Origin of the sequence: Aurantiacibacter odishensis, assembly GCF_003605195.1 — a bacterium.
Lineage (GTDB): Bacteria > Pseudomonadota > Alphaproteobacteria > Sphingomonadales > Sphingomonadaceae > Alteraurantiacibacter > Alteraurantiacibacter odishensis.
The window spans coordinates 260473-279227 of record NZ_QYOS01000021.1 but is presented as its reverse complement, the minus strand read 5'-3'; the positions used below and the strand labels follow the sequence as shown (position 1 = coordinate 279227).

General features: G+C 63.8%; 13 protein-coding genes. 4 read left to right on the top strand and 9 right to left on the bottom strand.

Annotation, left to right across the window (positions count from 1 at the left end):
- The first annotated feature begins 6 nt into the window (after positions 1–6).
- Positions 7–4932, top strand: a complete 4926-nt coding sequence (locus D4Q51_RS05670; RefSeq protein WP_120076766.1) for a hypothetical protein — start codon at positions 7–9, stop codon at positions 4930–4932.
- Positions 4933–5049: 117 nt separating this feature from the next.
- Here the strand turns inward: D4Q51_RS05670 and D4Q51_RS05665 are convergent, their stop codons facing one another.
- Genes D4Q51_RS05665 through D4Q51_RS05655 form a run of 3 tightly spaced genes read right to left on the bottom strand, consistent with a single transcriptional unit; the run spans position 5050 to position 7678 of the window.
- Positions 5050–5637, bottom strand: coding sequence for a hypothetical protein (locus D4Q51_RS05665; RefSeq protein ID WP_120076765.1), 588 nt, complete (start codon positions 5635–5637; stop codon positions 5050–5052).
- Complete coding sequence (locus D4Q51_RS05660; RefSeq protein WP_120076764.1) at positions 5634–6998, bottom strand: sensor histidine kinase; 1365 nt, start codon at positions 6996–6998, stop codon at positions 5634–5636. Before D4Q51_RS05660 ends, D4Q51_RS05665 begins: the two co-directional genes overlap by 4 nt.
- On the bottom strand, positions 6998–7678 hold the full coding sequence (locus D4Q51_RS05655; RefSeq protein WP_120076763.1) for a response regulator transcription factor: 681 nt from the start codon (positions 7676–7678) through the stop codon (positions 6998–7000). The genes D4Q51_RS05660 and D4Q51_RS05655 overlap by 1 nt, the downstream gene beginning before the upstream one ends.
- A gap of 325 nt (positions 7679–8003) precedes the next feature.
- On the opposite strand from D4Q51_RS05655, the gene D4Q51_RS05650 reads away from it, so the two are divergent.
- Positions 8004–8609, top strand: a complete 606-nt coding sequence (locus D4Q51_RS05650) for a LuxR C-terminal-related transcriptional regulator (protein ID WP_120076762.1) — start codon at positions 8004–8006, stop codon at positions 8607–8609.
- Positions 8610–8896: 287 nt separating this feature from the next.
- Here D4Q51_RS05650 and D4Q51_RS05645 read toward each other — a convergent pair whose 3' ends face one another.
- The 3 genes from D4Q51_RS05645 to D4Q51_RS05635 form a co-directional block, all read right to left on the bottom strand.
- The gene (locus D4Q51_RS05645; protein ID WP_120076761.1) at positions 8897–9319 is read right to left on the bottom strand and encodes a DUF6152 family protein; all 423 of its coding nucleotides are present in this window, start codon (positions 9317–9319) and stop codon (positions 8897–8899) included.
- 86 nt (positions 9320–9405) lie between these two features.
- Positions 9406–10194: a hypothetical protein gene (locus D4Q51_RS05640; RefSeq protein WP_120076760.1), complete on the bottom strand. Its 789-nt coding sequence runs from the start codon at positions 10192–10194 to the stop codon at positions 9406–9408.
- Positions 10195–10316: 122 nt separating this feature from the next.
- Positions 10317–12269: an outer membrane protein assembly factor BamB family protein gene (locus D4Q51_RS05635; RefSeq protein WP_162925166.1), complete on the bottom strand. Its 1953-nt coding sequence runs from the start codon at positions 12267–12269 to the stop codon at positions 10317–10319.
- Between the two features lie 368 nt (positions 12270–12637).
- Between D4Q51_RS05635 and D4Q51_RS05630 the strand changes: the two genes are divergently transcribed.
- Together D4Q51_RS05630 and D4Q51_RS05625 are read left to right on the top strand one after the other, a co-directional pair.
- On the top strand, positions 12638–13174 hold the full coding sequence (locus D4Q51_RS05630; protein WP_120076758.1) for a hypothetical protein: 537 nt from the start codon (positions 12638–12640) through the stop codon (positions 13172–13174).
- A gap of 14 nt (positions 13175–13188) precedes the next feature.
- Positions 13189–13707 carry a DUF6644 family protein gene (locus D4Q51_RS05625; protein WP_120076757.1) on the top strand — a complete coding sequence of 173 codons (519 nt, stop codon included), beginning with the start codon at positions 13189–13191 and terminating at the stop codon, positions 13705–13707.
- A 59-nt stretch (positions 13708–13766) separates the two neighbouring features.
- Here D4Q51_RS05625 and D4Q51_RS05620 read toward each other — a convergent pair whose 3' ends face one another.
- From D4Q51_RS05620 to D4Q51_RS05610, 3 genes are all read right to left on the bottom strand, one after another.
- Positions 13767–15842 (bottom strand): outer membrane protein assembly factor BamB family protein, encoded by a 2076-nt coding sequence (locus D4Q51_RS05620; RefSeq protein ID WP_120076756.1) that lies wholly within the window; start codon positions 15840–15842, stop codon positions 13767–13769.
- A 34-nt stretch (positions 15843–15876) separates the two neighbouring features.
- Positions 15877–17544 carry a carboxylesterase/lipase family protein gene (locus D4Q51_RS05615; protein ID WP_162925165.1) on the bottom strand — a complete coding sequence of 556 codons (1668 nt, stop codon included), beginning with the start codon at positions 17542–17544 and terminating at the stop codon, positions 15877–15879.
- 93 nt (positions 17545–17637) lie between these two features.
- A complete protein-coding gene (locus tag D4Q51_RS05610; protein ID WP_162925164.1) occupies positions 17638–18753 on the bottom strand; it encodes a hypothetical protein in 1116 nt (371 codons plus the stop codon).
- Positions 18754–18755: the final 2 nt, after the last annotated feature.

Genomic DNA, 18755 nt, shown 5'->3' with positions numbered 1-18755 from the left:
CTTCACATGACCAGCACCAAGATCACCAATCGTCCCGCCGGCAACCGTTTTGCCGCGCTACTGCTTTCCGTATCGGGCCTCGCACTTTCTGCATCGCCGGCCAGCGCGCAGGACGTTATCTTCAGCGACAATGGCACAGGCAGCGTCAGCGTGGGCCAGCGCATGGCGCAGTCCAGCGGCGTGACCCAGCTTCGCCTGCTGAACGGCGTGATGCTGTCGTTTGTCGATAGCGCCGAGTACACCATTGATGCCGATGGCGCGGTGGACCTGCATTCAGGCTCCGTCACCGTGGCAGGCGCGCAAGGCACAGCGGGTGTGATCCGCATGCCCGATGGAACGCAGGCGCGCGTTTCCGGCGCCGGTAGCGCGGGCAGTTTCAGCGTTGACGCAAATGGGCAGGGCAGGGGCCAGACGCTGACCGGGCTCGTCACCGTGACGCGCGGGCGTAACGAGCGCGCTTTTCGGGTAGGCGCCCACTGGGCGAGTTCGGGACGCAGCGGCCTGCGGCAAGTGGTGTCGAACGGCGCCCAAGCTACGCCATCGGCCCAGCGTACTGCGGTGGCACGTATGGATCGGGGCGGCCCGGTAGCAGCAGCGGAGAACGGCCTTCCGGTTTCGCTCGGCGATGCACTGGCGGCGGCTGGCGCATCCAGCGATATCCTGGGTGCAGCACGCCGGGTGGAAGCGGCTGCGGCCAATCCCCGCCTGGAAAAATTTCCCAGCGGCGATCTGGCGCTGCTGGTGGCGGCGGCTGGGCGGCTCGAGCGCGCTTATGGCGGCACGCCGTTCCCACAGGCCCAAGCAGACATTATCCGCGCCTACATCGGCTACCTTGCCGATGGTGGTTCGGGTGCCGAGTTCCTCACCGCCTATGCAGGGTTCGTTACGCAATACCTCGACCTGCTGCGCAGCGGCGCGCTGCCTTCCGGGTTCGATGCCGCGAACGTGAATGATATCAACGCCTTCCTCGCTTACCAGTCGCGCCTTGGTGCCCTGGGCGGACTAGCTGCGCGGGACCGGGCGCTGGTCGATGCTTACCTCGCATTCCTGGCGGGGGGCGGCGACGTGGATGGCTTCACCCGCCAGTTCACGACCCTGGTGGAAGCTTATTTCGCCTTCGTTCGCGGCGGCGGTGATCCCTCAGACTTCAGTGGCGATTCGGCGCAGCTGGTGAACGATTACATCGCGTTTTTGAACGACAGTGGCCTGCTGGTGCAGCTTTCGGAAGCGAACCGCGCGCTGCTCGCCGCCTATCTGGCCAACGGCGGCCTCGGCTTCGTGGGGGATTACCGGGCCGCTCTCGATGCCTATTTCGCTTATCTTGCAGCGGGCAACCTGCCGAGCGACTTCGCCGCGCAGGACGCGGAAACGCTGCAGGCATATCTCGAAGCGCTTCAGGCTGCCGGTCTGTTCGATACGCTGCCCGGAGCGCAGGCGGATTTCTTCGCCCGCTACCTCGCCTTCGTGCAGAGCGGCGGAGATCCCGATGCTTTTGCCGGGTTGAATGCCAATATCTTTGCTAGCTATGCCACCCAGCTTCAGGTCTACTATGACTACCTGCTGACGGGCGGCGTGCCGAGCGCTTACGAGGCGCTGACGCAGGAACAGATCGCGGCCTATGTCGCCGCGCTTCAGGCGGCGGGCGCGACAGGGGCGTTCCTGCCCGACCTGGCCACGTTCTACGCAGGCTATACCGAATTCCTGGCGAGCGGCGGCAATCCCGACATCTACACGGGCCTTCCTGTACTCAACCTGCCGGTATTTGCCGATGCGCTGAACGCCTACGCCACGTTCCTGGCGAACGGCGGGTTGCCCAGCGATTTCAGCGCCACCGATCTGGACGTGCTGGCGAACTATCTCGCGGCGCTGCAACAGTCCGGACAGCTTGCCAGCCTGTTGGGTGCGAATGCCGATCTGCTGAGTGGCTACTTCGCCTACCTCGCGAACGGCGGCGATGCGGACCAGTTCGCTGGCCTGCCGATCTACGCCGACTATGTCAGCGCCTTGCAGGCCTATTACGCCTTTCTCGACAATGGCGGCCTGCCGGGTGACTACACGGTGCTGACCGCGCAGCAGATCGAGGATTACCTCGCGGCGCTGGCGTCTGCCGGCGGGCTGGCAACGCAGCTTGGCGATCTGGGAGCTTTCTACACCCGGTATTTTGCTTTCCTGTCGGCAGGCGGCGATCCCGCGGATTTCGCGGGCCTTCCAGTCTATGTCGATTACCTTGCCGCGATCGATGCGTTCTATGCCTACCTTCTTAGCGGCGGCCTGCCGTCAGGCTATGCCCTGCTGACGGCGGACCAGATCAAGGCATATCTCGCCGCGCTGGCCGATGCAGACATTCTCACCGCGACCTACAGCGGCGAGCAGTTGACCTTCTTCAACACGTTCCTCGCCTACCTGGCGGCGGGCGGAATAGCCGACCAGTTTGCCGGCCTGCCCAACGGCAGCGCGCCTGAACTGGGCGGGATCAATGCCTGGGTCTTTGGCACGGATGCCTTGCGCATCAACTCGACGAGCGATGCGCAGATCACTGCCGACGGGAGAATCACGCGCGTCAGTCTGAACAGCACGGCGGGCAACCAGGTGTTCGACTACTCGGCACGAGCCGCGGACCTGCGCGAATTCGGCCGCATCGGTAACGCCGTCGCATGGAGCAGATACTACGTCGGCAGCGGGCCCAGCGGCAGCAACGTCAGCGAACACTTGCTGGTCGGCACGCCTGCGATCAACATGCCGACGAGCGGCATCGTGTCCTATTCCCTGATCGGCGGAACCGCGCCGACCGACCGCCGCGACATCGCTGGCAGCACGGCCTATTTCACGGGCGAACTTGGCGTTGCCTTCGGCGGCGCGGCACCGCTGGTGGGCGTGAATTTCGACGTGCTGACAGGCACAGAGGGATACCGGGTGCAGACGCCCGGCGGCGCGGCCAATCCGCTCGAAGGCGGTATGGGCGTCGATGCCAATGGACAGTTCGAGAACCAGAGCCTCGCCATCACGAATCTGACGGCCACAACCTGCACCGGATATTGTCAGGCGCAGGTGTTCGGCGGCCTGTTCGGCATTGGCGCATCGAACGCGGGTTTCACATACAACGTCTTCGATCGCGAAGCGAACAACGCCGTGCAGGGCGTAGCCGTATTCGGAACCGACGGTACGCCGGTTGCAGGCCTGGGAACGCCTCCTGCGGCGACGAGCGTTACCTTGCCAAACCAGTCCATTGCCTTTGCCAACAAGCTGATTGGCGACGATGTGCATACGTTGAGCGATGTGACCTACAACGCCGATGGCATTCCCGTAGGCTACGAGGCATCGCTGGATCCCAACGAGGCGCTGACCAGCGGCGACATGGTGCTGGCCGATACCGGCTCCGAAGGCAACGGCACGCTGTCATGGGCGCGGTGGAGCGATGGGACGCCCGGGGGCAATTGGTATAACCAGACGCTGCAACCGGTAGGGGCGAACGGGGGGTATCACGTGATCGCGGGCGCTCCGCTCACTAACATGCCCGCCAGCGGTGCGGTGGCTTACGACCTTATCGGCTTCACCACCCCCACGCGGCATGACGAGAGCACGTCGACCGGTTCGGTTTCCGGCGGAGCCGCCGTGGTGTTCGGGGCGAGCCCAGTCGTGGCGCTGGACCTCGACATCATCAGCGGTGCGGATAGCTTCAACCTCTACACGTCCGGCAAGCTGACCGACCCTGCGCAGAGCACGCTGGCAATCAATCCACTGGACGGCATGTTCCACACGCTTGGTGTGGTCAACGGCTTTACTGGCAGCGATAACGCCGTTTTCGTGGACTCCGCGTCGGCCTTCTGCGGCAGCACGTGCACCGGCTTTGTCGAGGGTTTCCTTGCAGGTGAAGGTGCCAGCCACATGGGCCTTGCCTATTCCATCCGCGCGAACAGCACGCCCAGCCAGTTCATCGACGGGACGGCGGCCTTTGCGGCGGGCGATGCTATCGACCTAGGCGGTGGCGCCGGCGGAGGCGCGAGCGGCTTTACGGGCACGCGCGACGGCGTCGTCTACTACACCTATTTCGAGGGTTCCTTCGCCAGTGGGTTCGGCGGCAGCGCCGATCTCGTTGATGGCGAGTTGACGAAGTTCACTTCCATTCTCGGAACGGTCGACGTGGCCTCCGCCAGTATCGTTGAAGCAGCCGACCTCGGCGACGTGGCGTGGGCGCGCTGGACCGGAGGTACGGTCGAGACGCGTACCATCGTCGGCAACGTGGACAGCGTTGTGGGCGTGAATGGCGGCTATCACGTCATGGCCGGCACGCCGACTGTGAACCTGCCGGCGGGCAGCATCGCATACGAACTTATCGGCGGCACATCTGCCACCGACAATCGCGGCTCCACTCCCGGCACGCTGACAGGCGATCTCGCGATCGATTTCTCCTCGCTTGGCGTCGGCTATGACCTGTCGATGGAAGTCGGCGGCATGGGCTGGGCCGTCTCCACCAACGGGGGCGCGGCCAACCCGTCCGCCAGCCAGTTCGCCATCTCGATCGGCAGCGGCGGCTGGACGTTCGGAGGGGTGTTCGCCAGCACCACCAACACCGTAACGGCGACGGGCAATGCCTGCGCCGCGACTTGTGTCGTCAATGTTTCGGGCACGCTCTACGGTGCCGGGGCCGACTATGTCGCGCTTGCCATGAACGTGACCGATTCCAGCGTGGCGAACGGTACCATCGGCGCATCCGGCCTGGCGATCTTCGGGCAGGAAGGCGCGAATGCGGCCCAAACTTCGGGCGAAGCCAGCGGCTGGGCGCGGTGGGAAGTGCCTGTCGATGGTTCTCCCTCAGCAGAAGCGGCGGGTATGGTGGCACCGGGCATCGATGCGATTGCGGGCATGGGCATCCAGTACTCGCCCGAACAGGTGGCGCTGCTCGAAGCCTACCTCAGCCAGCAGGTGAATTGATCTCGCCTCCTCTTTCCTGCGGTGGCAAAACCGGGGAAGGGGGAGAAACGGGGGGAACTGGCCCGGCCGGTCCGTACGGATTGGCCGGGCTTCTTTAGCGCTTTGGCAGGATGCGTGTCAGTTGGTGACGAGGTAGAACGCGCTTGGTCGCTCGCCGATGTTGCGCACGCGGATCTGGTAACGGCTGGTGAATATCGGGATCCAGCGACAGACGGACCGGGCCGAGGTCGGGGGAGGGGTGCAGTTGCGCTGCCCTTCGCCTTCGACGATCTCCAGTTGCAAGGTAGTGCTTTCCACCGGAATGGCGACGACTTCGGCCTGTTCTCCTGCAAGAAAAAGCTGGGATGTTTCGCTCGCCTCGCCCGGTGCCAGGGAGCCGGAGCGGTAGGCGGGGCCAAGCACGCGCCCGCGGAAAGGTGCAGTCTCGGTCTCCAGGCCACGTTTGCGCGCCTCGGCGAGCCAGTCCCGCGCCCTGTCGGCCTCGTTATCGTCAGCCGGTTTTGCGCCAAGGTCCTGCAAGCGGGTGGACGCATCTGCCAGAACCTGAGCCGAGCCGTTCGATGCCAGCGCCTTGTGCCCCCGCACCAGCGTTTCCGCGACGCGCTCTATCCCCGCTTCGGCCGGAGCGGCAGGGCCAGCTTGCTGCGCCATGGCAACGCATCCGGGAAACAGAACGAGAGCGCCGATTGCCGCCAGCTTTTTCAAGAACTTGCCCCCTTGCTTATTTCGAACACTGCACCGGGATCGCCGTCCCTGCAATCGACTTTAAGACCGTGCCGCAGCGCGATGGCGCGCACGAGCGCAAGGCCGAGGCCGTGCCCCTTGGCCTGCCCGTCGCTGCGCACGAAACGATCGAAGATGCGCGGCTTGTCCTCATCGCGCACACCTGGTCCGCTGTCGCGAACCCGGATGACCGGGCCGGGCTCCAGCACCAGCTCCACGAAGCCGCCTGCCGGGGTGAACTTGAAAGCGTTGTCGAGCAGGTTCGAGACCATGCGCGTCAGCTGCATTCTGTCTCCATCGAACAGGATGCCGTCCGCGATCCGTGCTTCGAATGCGATTTCCGCCTCAGCCCCACTTTCCTCGAACAGGTCGGCGAGGTCACCCAGCAGTGCAGAAAGGTTCACGTTCTCGAAGCCCGAGCGGTCGCTGCGCCGCGCCTCGCTGGATGCGATGTCGAGCAGCGAATCCAGCATCCGTGCCACCCCGCGGATATCCTCGCGCGACTGGGCGAGAGTCGCCTGCACTTCGGCATCGCCTGTCTCCGAAATGGCCTGCCGCAAGCGCATGTCGAGGTGCATCAGCGGCGTACGCATCTCGTGGGCGATCTGGTCGGATATGTGGCGATGCGCGGCGATCAGACCGACGATGCGCTGAGCCATGGCGCTGCCATTGCGGGCAAGCAGGCCCAGTTCATCAGTGCTGCACGATCCCGGAAAGTCGATATTGGCCGAAGTGTCCCCGACCTCGGAGAACGCCCGATTTAAATGGTCTACCCGGCGGCGCAGGGCGCGGGCGCCGACGATGCCCAGCAGGAGCAGGGCGAGAAGGGCGAGTGCGAGGCCCGCCAGGAACACGCTACGCACATTGCTCAGAAGGGCGGATTCGCTACCCGCCTCGTGAGCCACCACGATCCGCAAGTCGGCGTCCAGCTGCGTTGCGCGAGCGTAGGCTTCGCTGCCATCCTCCAAGGCGATCGTTCCGCTGGCGGAATTCTCTGCCGAAAGGCTGGGCCAGCGAGCCATGTCGCCGCCGATCCGCTGGCCGGTGGCATCCGCCAGCAGATAGTGCCTGTCGGCCTGGTCGTAAGCCTCCATCGCCAGGCGGTCCTCGATCCGCTCCAGCAGTTCGTCCCGGCCCGAAGTCGCGTAGATATCGGCGAGCCCGGCGAGGTCGGTGTTCACGGCCTCGCTCAGCGCCTGCCGGGATGCACCGCGCACATACCATTCGGTAGCAAGGAAAAGCGCGACAAAGATGCCGAGTGACAGCACGACTGCCGCCAGCGTGAAGCGGCCGGAAAGCGAACGAAGGAAGGGAACGCGTTCGTTGGAAAGCAGAGAGTCCATCAGGCGGTCAGGCGATAGCCCATCCCGCGCACCGTCTCGAGGCAGGGCACATCGAAACCCTCATCCAGCTTGCGGCGCAGCCGGTTGACGTTGACCTCGATAACGTTGGTTTCGGGATCGAAGTTCAGGTTCCACACATTGCGCAGCAGCATGTCCTTGGTCACGATCTCGCCGGCATTCTCGATCAGGTACTTGAAGAGATTGAATTCCTTTGGACTCAGCGGGATGTGCTGGCCGGCCCGGTGAACGGTGCGCGCCTTCACATGGCATTCGAAATCGCCGAACAGGATCATCGCGCTCGCCTCGCGGTTGGTGGACCGGCGGTGCAGGGCGCGCAGGCGGGCGATCAGTTCGTCGGGTTCGAACGGCTTGGCCATGTAATCGTCCACGCCCGCGTCCAGTCCCTGGATCCGGTTCTCGGCCCGGCCGAGGGCGGAAAGCATCAGCACCGGCACGCTAACCCCGGCGGCGCGCAGGCGCGTGACGATCTCGATCCCGTCGAGGTCGGGCAGCATCCGGTCAAGGATGATGACGTCGAATTCGTCCGAGCCCGCGCGGTGCAGGCCTTTCTCCCCGGTATCGGCAAGCTCGATATCTACGCCGTGTGGGCGCGCACCGTCGCGCGTGGCATTCGCGATGATCGGATCATCCTCGACATACAGGACGGACAATTGCTCCATGGTTCTCCGGCTCGGCTCGCTCGGAGACGAATGTGCAACAGAACGAGAGGTTTGGGGAGTTACAAAATCCGTTAGGAAACGCATCTGTGTTCCGTCCGGAAAAATCCATCCCACGCACGGCGCTGTTCGTTTCGTAAGTTTATGCGCTTGATCGCCGGAGCCTCAAACCGGCGTTAAATTGAAGATTTCGGTAGCGTGAAGGGCCGATAATCGCCATTCTGCCAGCGGTGGAGGGAGCTGGCGGTTATTGCCCCGGCAAAGTCAACGCGTTGACTTTGCTATATGTGCATTGCTGCGCTAGAAGGATGAGGTGGTGGGAAAGACAATGCAACTCTCCGATCCGGCGGTCGCCGATCTGATAGAAACCAACCCGGTCGCATCGGTGCTCAGCGATCCTCGCTTGCCCGATAACCCGATCATTGCCTGCAACCAGGCGTTCCGGGATCTGACCGGATACAGCGACGAGGAAATCCTGGGTCGTAATTGCCGGTTCCTGGCAGGGCCGGGGACAGAGCCGTGGCTGACGGAATCCATTCGTAAGGGCGTGCGCGAGCGCAAGCCCGTGATGGTCGAAATCCTGAACTACAAGAAGGACGGCAGCCCGTTCCGCAACGCCGTGGTCGTCGCGCCGATGTTCGACGATGAGGGCGAGCTGGAATATTTCTTCGGCTCGCAAGTGGAACTGTGCGAGGACGCACAAGGGCCCAGCCTGACGCGCCGCGTGCGGGCGGCCGAGAAGATCAAGGAACTTTCCAAGCGCCAGCTGGAAGTGCTGCAGATGGTCGCCAGCGGTCTTCGCAACAAGCAGATCGCGTGGGAACTGGGACTGTCCGAAAAGACCATCAAGATGCACCGCGGTATCGCCATGGAGAAGCTGGGCGCGCAAAGCTCTGCAGAGATGATCCGGTTGGCTGTCGAAGCGGGTATCTGAACCCAATCAGAGGGCATGGCCAAAGGGCCATGGGGCCAAAGCCCGTATTTCATTTGCCAACAGGCCGTCTATCTGGGGAGTGCATCGTAGTCGGATGCACGAGGCCCTCTTTCCTTCCCCCTCCCGCCTCGTACACACCTCCATCCCACACATCTCCGACTACGATGCCACCTCCCCGGCATCGTTGAAGGCCTGATCGCGAAGCGCGCTCGCCAATTTATTCCGGACATACGAAAACGGGGGCCTCCTTGCGGAGCCCCCCGTCGCGTTGTTCGTGTTGCCTTCGCTTACTGGGCGCGGCGGCGTGCCGCTGCCACGGCTTCCGTGGTCGGGTTGCCGAGCGAGAGTTCGCGGCCGTTGGGGAAGCGGATTTCCGCTGCCGAGGCGCGGGTGTCGCCATCGCGTGCCTGGAAGGCGTCCACGATGATGTCGGTGCCCGCGGGCAGCGAATTTCTGTTCCAGCCACGACGCAGCAGCGCGGACGGTGCGCCGCCTTCGATACGCCAGCGCTCGGTACGGCCATTGCGCTCTGCATCGATGTGGATCCAGCTGTGGGGGTTGACCCATTCGAACATCACGACCTTGCCTTCGAGGCGGATCGGCTTGTTGCGGTCAAACTCCGTGGCGAACGAGTGGTGCGCATAGGCACCAACGCCCGTCACAGCGAGCACGGCGCCAATTGCGGCGGCGCTGAGCTTCTTCATCTGCATGGTTGAACTCCTTGGTTTAAACACATTCGAAAGCTGTCAGACGGACAAGTGTTTACGTTGACTTTGTCCGAATAGCAATCTCAACATTACTCTTCGATTAAGTCACCGTAGAGCAGGCGCTCGGAAAACGGCACGCACTTGAACTCGAGAAGCTGCGCGTGGTCCTCGACGTGGCGATAGAGAACCATCTCCATTTCGTACGGCTCCGTCAGGATCGAGGGATCGTCGACGGTGACGTGATAGTCGATGTGGTTGCCGCCTTCGCGAAGCGTGAAACGCTCCGTCACGGTGGCATTATTGGTGATGTAGTTGCCGGCACGGTCGATCCAGGTCACGCCTTCGACCATTTCGCCCGCGGGCAGCTTCACCAGGCCCGGACCCTGCGCCAGCGTGGTAACGACCAGCGTATCGCCGTCCCATTCGCCGTAGCTGGTGCCCATCCAGGTATCGATCGGCGGAATGCCGACTTCTTCCATGTTGATTACGCGGTTGGCCGAGGCGTACTCGTAGACCATCAGGATATCGTCGCCGTCGCCCTGAACGATCTGGAAGGGGTGCGGCATGTAGGTCGCGCGGGGGATGCCCGGCAGGTAGCAGGCAGCTTCGGGATCGTAGTTGATCACGTTGTCGCGATTGTACTGCAGGCGTTCCTGCGCGGCTTCGTTGTAGGGGATGGAACCGCCTTCGACGACACCGAGCCCGGCCGGAACGGCACCGATCGCGCCTAGCAGCCGGTCACCGGCTTCCAGCGGGTTCGGGCCCGCGGAGTGCGGCTCCACGTTCCAGTTGGCAGAGTTCATCACCTGCCACACACCGTTCAGGTTGGGATGGTCGCCGATACGATCCATTTCCGCAGATTCGTGATTGTCGGCCATTGCCGGTGCTGCCGGCAGTGTTGCCAAAGCTACAGCCGCCGTCGCGACAGCTGCCAGATGTTTAAGACCCCGCATATTCTCTCCTCAAGACCTTGCTAGATACTGTGGGCTCATGGCCCAGGTTATTGTTCCACGGCAAATGACACGATCTGCCCACCGGCGTTGATCGCGACATATTGCCTGCCGTCGCTTCCCCGATACGAGAACGGGTTGGCGTTGGCGTTACCTTGCAATTGTGCTTCCCATAGCTGCTCTCCGCTATTTGCGTCAAAAGCGCGGAAGCGGCGATCGTTGGTCGCACCGACGAACACCAGTCCGCCTGCCGTTACCGTGGGTCCGGCGCTGCCGGCGTTGCCCAGCACGCGGCGGCCTTCGGGAAGTTCGTCGTACTGGCCAAGCGGCACGGCCCAGGCGATCTCGCCGGTGTTCGCGTTGACAGCCGTCAGGCGCGCCCACGGCGGCTTGTAGCACGGCAGGCTTGGCCCGACCGGACGGCCGTTGTCGTCGTATTCGCCCGAAAGCGGGGCGCTGAACGTGAAGAACGGCCCCTTGCCGTCCACGCTGGCGCGGTCGTACTCGGGCAGCGGGCCTTCGGCGCTGGTGTCGAAGGAATAGGGCTCGTCACCTTCTACCTTCTCCACCCAGCCAACCAGTGAGGTGTCGAGCGCGTTGACATATATCATGCCGGTGGTGGGATCGGCAGCCGGGCCACCCCAGTTCACACCGCCGATGCCGCCGGGCAACTGGATGGTGGAACGCGGCGGCTGTCCTTCGGCGCGGAACATGAAAGGCGTGTAGGGGCCGAGGTTCAGGAAACCACCTGCGCGGTCCCACATGGCATAGCAGGCTTCCGAATGTTCCGGCGTGGTGTCTTCCGGCCCGACGATGTCCTGGTAGGTCATTTCCACGCGGCTGAGCGGCGGAGTGACGACGGGAAAGGGCTGCGTCGGGTGATAGTATTCACCCGGCACGTCACCGGGAGGAACGCGGCGCTCCTCCACCGGCAGCACGGGCTCGCCATCTTCGGCGTCCAGCACGAAGAACAGCGACGACTTGCCGACGTTGGCGAGCGCCATGTGCTCCTCGCCATCGGGCGCAGTTACCGGGATCAGCGGACCGGCGTGGCTCATGTCGATGTCCCACAGGTCGTGGTGAACGGTCTGGAAGTGCCACTTGTATTCGCCGGTCTCGACATCCACCGCGACGACGGAGTTGCCGAACACGTTGGTGCCGGGGCGATCGCCGCCGTAATAATTGTGCGCAGGACCCGCGATGGGCAGGTAGGCAGTGCCGGTGCTTTCATCCACGGTCGCGGCAAAGCCCCACATGTTGGTGCCGCCGCGCCCTTCTGCACCGCCGCCCCACGTGTCGTGGAAAGGCTCGCCTTCACCGGGCGTGGTGTCGAATTCCCACAGCTTCTCGCCGGTAATCACGTTGAAAGCGCGCGGATTGCCTTCGTTGCCCTGCGGGTTTTCGAGGCTGGCCGCACCGATAATGGCGACGTTGCCGGTGATGGTGGGCGTGCCGGTGTAGCCGGGATCGATTGTAACCGCGCCGTTATCGCCAAAGGAATCGATAACTTCGCCGTTCGCAATGTCGAACGCCATCAGCGTGCCGCCGGTCGTCACCAGCAAGCGCGGGCCGTGATCGCTGTCGCCGGGCCAGTAGCCAAGGCCGCGACCGGCAAAGCTGGGTGGCGGCCCGGGCCGGTCGCTTGCCGGAAATTCGTGCGTATGGACCCACACTTCCTCGCCTGTCGCAGCATCGAGCGCGACGATGCGGTTCTGCGCGGGGAAATACATCTTGCCGTCGATCACCAGCGGAACCGCTTGGTTGAAAGCATTGTAACGATAGGCCCAGGCCTGCTTCAGCGTTCCCACGTTGGCGCGGTTGATATCGGCCAGAGGAGAATAGCGAGTGGCGGCAGGATCGCGGTGGATCGTCTGCCAGTCGCCTTCCGGCATCTGCCGCGCACCGGCGTGATCGTTGGCGGCAAGCGGAGCCGTGGCAACTGTGCTGCAGGCAGTGGAACACGCAAGCAGAATGGCCAGTTTGCAAGCCTTGCCAACGCGCATTCCCATATCTCCCGAATCACCAGATCAGTGAAAGGCGCCGTGGTTCGGCACCGCCCTTGTTGATTCTGTCCTAAACATCCTGCATGGCTTTGACAATGCCTCGCACCCCCAGATGTCATACCGGGGGATGAGGGGATCGGGCCGGGTGGCGCTAAGTCTATGAAAAGGCGCGCGCTTGGCGGGGTAAAGTGTCGAAAAAACAGGGGTTAAGCGGGCGTCGCCCGCGTCCTTCTTTTCCGCGATTCTCCCGCCTACACTTGGCGAAATGGCATTTGGTCGCTAGCGGATTTGCGCGAGATCAAGGCGTAAACGGGCCGGACAGGGTCAATCTGTGCGCCCGATCGGGGAAATAATAAGGACAAGAGGGAATGGGTGATTTCTTTTTCGGACTGACAGAATGGCTGCGAACGACGTTCCTGCTGGACTGGGCATTCTGGATCGAGACGACCGGCTTCAACAAGGTGCTGGTCACGAATTTCTGGGGCGTGCCGATTGCGCAGGTCCTGCACATCATCGGGATCGGCGCAGCCTTCGCGGCCACGCTGATGCTGACGCTGCGGATCAGCAACATGGCCGGCATGTCGCGCAGCGTGCCTGAGGTTTCCGCGCGCTACATGCCGTGGATCTGGTGGGGGCTGTTGTGGATCATCGCCAGCGGCATGCTGATGCTGTGGGCTGAGCCTGTGCGCAACATGATTAACGGCGTGTTCTGGGTCAAAATGATCCTGCTTCTGGTCACCGTGTTCATCACGCTGGCTTTCCAGAAATCGGTGCGTAGCGCGGCAACAGTCGGCGGCGCCGGATGGAATGCCGGTGGCGGCACCAAGATGACCGCCTGGCTTATCGTAATCCTGTGGTGCCTCATCATGGCCCACGGTCGCTGGATCGCTTACGCGCCGGTTTGAGGGGAACTGACACAATGGCTTCTTACTATCCCGAACCCACGAATATCTGGGAATCGATCGAATATTCCTCGCTCGGCACGTCGATTGCCGAGAGCCTGTGGGCCTTCCCGACGCTGGAGACGATCCACGTCATCGCGCTGGTCACGGTGTTCGGCACCATCCTGGTGATGGACCTTCGCCTGCTGGGCCTGGCGGGCAACAAGTGGACCGTGCTGCAAATGAGCAAGGACACGTTGCCGTGGACCTGGGCAGGCTTCGTGCTTGCTGCGATCACCGGCACCCTGCTGTTCACCAGCAAGGCCAGCACCTACATGGTGAACCCGTACTTCCTCTGGAAAATGGGCCTGCTGGCGCTCGCTGGTCTCAACATGGCCTACTTCCACTTCGTGACCTACAAGACGGTGACCGAGTGGGATTCCTCGCCGGTCATGCCGGGCGGCGCGAAATTCGCGGCAACGGCATCGCTGGTGCTGTGGCTGGGCGTGGTCTTCTGCGGCCGGGCCATCGGCTTCACGCTGGGCATCTACTACTGAGGATCCCGCATCCCCGCAAAAACCGAAAGGGCCGCTCGATGGAGCGGCCCTTTTTCGTTTCAGTCGCCGGAAAGGCTGAAGACGTAGACGCTGGCGCTGTTCACTTCGGGCAGCGGGCTTTCGGGCGTGAAGTTCGGCAGGCCGAATGCCAGCGGGTTGCCCATGCCGGTGACGACAGCGACGTATTGCTTGCCGTTCACCGCGTAGGTGATGGGGCTGGCATTGGGCACGCCGGGAAGTCCGGTGCGCCATACTTCTTCCCCGGTCGACTGGTCGTAGGCCAGGAACTGGCGGTCCATCGCGCCGGTGAACAGCAAGCCGCTCCCCGTGGCGAGGACACCTGCGTTGTAGGGCGCTCGGCGGCGGTGTTCCCAGGCGACTTCGCCGGTTTCCATGTCGATGCCCTGCAGTATGCCGAAGTTGCCATCGCTGTCCGCAGGGGCTGAATAATAGATATCCACGCCGCTCGTCAGGAAGCCGCCTTCGGTGGGGCGCAGTTCCATGCAGGTATCGCGCGCGTTGACGAACAGCATGGCGTTGTCCTGCGTAAGTGCCGTCGGGCTCCAGTTGCGACCGCCGCCTGCGTGCGGGCACATGAAGACAGAACCCTTGTCGCGGCCCGGCAGCAGGGCAGGGTCCGGCGTCTTGCGGCCGGTTTCGGAATCGATGTCAGTGATGAAGGTCTGGAAGCCCATGTCGGCGGTGGAGAGATATTCGCCGGTGCGCGCGTCGATGGTGTCGAACAGGCCTTCCTTGCCTCCGGTGATGACGACGTGGCGCTGTTCCCCGTCCACTTCGATATCGGCAACCACGCGTTCGAACACCCAGTCGAGATCGTACTGATCGTTCGCCATGTGCTGGAAGTACCAGACCAGCTCCCCGGTGCGCGGCTCGAACGCGAGGGTGGAGTTGGTGAACAGCCCGTCGTTGTTGCCGCCGGGGATCACGTCTCGCACAGGGCCGGTATCGTAGGTCTGCGCCACGCCCCACAGGGCAAGGCCCGTTTCCGCGTCGTAGCTGCCGCTGGTCCAGACGGAGCCGCCGTGACGCTCGTCGTCCGGCAGGCCGTTCCATGTGTCGCCGCCCGGCGTGCCGGACTTGGCGACGGTGTCGAAGTTCCACAGGTGCTCACCTGTTTCGGCATCGAAGGCCGCGATCAGGCCGCCGCCCGCGCGCTGCGTGGCAAGGCCGATCATCGCGACACCGTCCGCTACCAGCGGGCCGCCGTTGCTGCGTGTGTCCTCCGCATCGGGTATGGCCACGTCCCACACCGGCCTGCCGGTGCGCGCGTCCAGCGCCATCATGTGCAGGTCGCTGGTGGCCATGATGATTTTGTCGCCCCACAGGGCGATGGTCTTCTTGCCCTGCATCAGCGTGCCTTCGGGCATCTGGCGCTGGTATCGCCAGAGTTGCCGCCCCGTAGCGGCATCGAAAGCGAACACCTGCTCGCCATAGGCATGGACGTACATCACGCCGTCACGCACCAATGGCTCTGCCATCGTGGGGCCGACGGGCAGGGCCTGGGCCCAGACGATGGTGAGGTCGTTCACATTTTCAGGAGTGATCTGGGCGAGGGGCGAGAATCCCTGGCCCGACTGACTGCGCCGCCAAGCCACCCAGTCCTCGTCCGCCGGGTTCACCAGTTCGGCCTGCGTCATCGGTGTGAAGTCGGCGAAGAGGTCCGGCAGGGGCGGCGATTCAGGGAAAGGGTAACGGCTGCTGATGCCGGGCAGGCCGATCTCGTTGCCGGCCTCGTCCTCCGCGCTTCCGGCGGCTGGCACCATGAGCCCGGCAAGCTCGCTGCCCGTCTCTCCGCCATTCTCGGCGACTATCAGGCGGGTGATCGCCTCGTAAGTGCCCGCGTCCAGTGAACCACCGCCACCGGGGGGCATGGAGGTGCGGATATACTGGAAGAGATCGCCCGCCGGGTGATCGCCCCAACGCGAGAGGAACGCCGCACCTTTAAGAGAACCGGCGAATTGTCCTCCGTCGAGGTCCGCCCCGTGGCAGGCGGCGCAATTGGCCTGATAGGCGGCGCGGGCGGTGTCCTCCGCGTTACCTTGCGCGATGCCGGCAGTGCCAGGACCAAGCGCCGCCAGGCCCGTCGCTGCGAGCAATCCGTGTACGATCTTCATCGGCCCCTCTCCCCAAAAGCCTGTTTATCCGGTGTTATTCCAGCCCGAGCGGACCTCCAACCCGGTCCTGGTAGATCGCTGCGTAAAGGTCTGCCTTGGTCGTGCCGAACCATTCGGCAACGCCCGAGCTATCGGCATCGAGTACGAACACCTCGTTCGCATCGAGCTGCCCGATCGCGGGCCACTGCGGCAGGCCTTCGCCATTTGGATTGCCGGTGCGCGCGAAGTTGACCCAGTATTGCGAAACCTGATCGGCGAATGCTTCCTCGGTCTCGTTGCCGCACATCAGTTCCACCGAAGAACCGCCGGGGAAGGTTCGCGGGGCGCACAGGTTGTCGAACACATAAGGGATTTCGCCCGTATGCGCCGCGCCCAGATCGCCGCGTCCTTCATCGTAAGGAGGGTCGTGGCGGAAGTAGTAGTGATAGCTCTGCTCCCCGATCGCGCCCTGCCACTCTGCATACTGCCGCATCAGCCAGCTCATGTTGTCGCCGAAAGGCTGGGTGGCGGTGAAGCGCGCTTCCTCGTCCGTCGTGACGGGATAGGCCGCGCGGCCCAGTTCCGCCTGTTCGCCCCAGCGCATGGCTTCGCCCTGCTGCCAGCTTTCCAGCGTGGCAGGCGGGCCGAAGATGGCGGTGAAGCTGCCTTCGTCCTCGTTGGAGCCGACCAGCACGTCCACCGGCAACTGCCGCCCTTGCGAGAAGGTGATCGCGAGGTCTTCGGGGATGATACGGCCATCCACGATCATGCCCTGGCCGGGAATGTTGGCGTGGATTTCCTCAGCCGGAAGCGCGCGCAGTTCTGCGAGGCTGGTGGTGCCGAAGTTCTCTTCGGCTGCGCCGAGCGAGCGTTGTTGCGCCGTCTCGCGCGGCACCATCTGCCCGATGTTGAGGCCCTGGAACGTGCCGCTCTGCGCGATGGCGCGGGCGAACAGGCCCTCCGCGGGCGGCGCACCGACGAGGGCGGCGTTCATGGCGGAGCCTGCGCTCTCGCCGAAGATCGTCACGCGCGAGGGATCGCCGCCGAAGGCTGCGATGTTGTCCTGCACCCAGCGCAGCGCGGCGATAGCATCGCCCAGCGCCTGGTTGCCGCTGGCGCCGTTTGCCTCGGTCAGTTCGGGATGGGCGAAGAAGCCGAGAGAGCCGACGCGGTAGTTGAACGTCACCATCACCACGCCCTTGTCGGCCAGGTAATCGCCCTGGCTGAACGGGCTGGAGCCACCGCCTTCGTTGTAGGCACCACCGTAGAGCCAGACCATGACGGGCAGGTTCTCGCTCGGGCTGTCGGCTGGCGTCCAGACGTTGAGGTAGAGGCAGTCCTCCGAGGTGCCTGGGCTGTCCGGCATGTCCGTTGCGGAATTGACGGGGAAGCGCTGCGGAGCAGGGTTCTGCACGCAGTTGTCGCCCCATTCGTCGGCCACCAGCACGCCGTCCCAGCTGGCGGCGGGCTGCGGCATTTCCCAGCGCAGCTCGCCGACGGGAGGGGCTGCGAACGGGATGCCCTTGAAAACGGTCACGCCCTCCACGGCGTCGGAGGGGACGCCCTGAACCATGCCGTTCTGCGTGGCGACAGGACCGCTCGCGATCGGCGTTTCGGCGACTTGCGGGGATGCGGCGGAGGGAACCTCCTGAGCAGTTGCACAGCCCGCCAAAGTCATCCCGGCCAGCGCCAGCGCCGTGCTCGTTGCAAAAGTCCTCATCATCGCGTCCATCCCATCTGATCATCGCCTGTCTCCGCAGGCATAATTAAAGCGGGCGCACCGGTCCTCCCGGCGCGCCCGCATGCTGTCGTAGTCTTAGTGGCCGCCGCCTTCGCCATCGACAGCGCCGCCTTCGGTGTTCTCGACACCGGCCGCGGCCGCCGTGATGTAGTTGCGGATCTGCACGTTGCCTTCGTGGCAGGCGTATTCGAAGAACTGGTATTCCTCGTCACGCGTCCAGTCGAGGCGCGCGGTCCACTTGTCGGTGAAGACTTCGGGATCGGAATAGGTCAGCTCGTAGACAATGTGATCCGGCCCGGTCATTGTCAGCCGTTCCATCACGTTCGCCTGCTTGCTGGTCGGGATCGTGTTGAACGGCGGCACGCCGAAGGTGGCCATGTTCAGCGGGCTGGGGCCGCGTTCGTAGTTGTCTTGCGAAACGCTGTCGCCATCCTCGATGTTGGTGGTCTCGATCACCATGGTGTTGCCTTCCCACCAACCGATCGACTGGCCCATCCAGGTGCGCACGTTTTCCGGCCAGCGCATGGCATCGGCTTCCGCCTTGTTGGCGACAACGGGGATCACGCGGGCATCGTGGATCATTTCGAGCGAGATGATGAAGAAGCCCGGCGCCTGCATCACGCGGATGCCGTTGTTGTAACGGAAGGGGAACATCGAGGCAGGGAAGCCGCGAGTCACGCAGCGGTCCCAGGTATCGAAGTCGGAAACCCATTCGAAATGGGTGTTCGGCGTCCAACTGGAACGACCGGCTTGATAACGCTCCTGCGCCCACTCGGTCATTTCCGGAAGCTGGCCGTCCTCTGGATAGACCAGCAGCGAGGTGCGGCGGCCCGAGGCATCGGATTCCACCCAGTGGCCCATGCCGATAGTGCCGGATTCGTCTTCGGCGGCATAGGCGGCGTCACTGCGTCCTGCTTCTTCCTGGCGCTGCGCGTATTCTTCCTCGGTGAGGTAGAAACGGTCACCGTAGCGGGCCGGACGTTGCATCGGCAGCTGGGCGATGTTGTCGATCGGGAAAGTGCCGCGAAGGTCCGGATCGCCCCAGGCCGTGCGCGGAGGATCGAAATCGGTGGGCACCGGCGCGATCGTGGTCAGATCGTCGGGCACGACATCCTGCGCGGCGGCGGGCATGGCCAGCGCAAGGGCGCTTGCCGAAACGATGGCGAGCTTTTTCAGGGTGGTAACGGGCATCA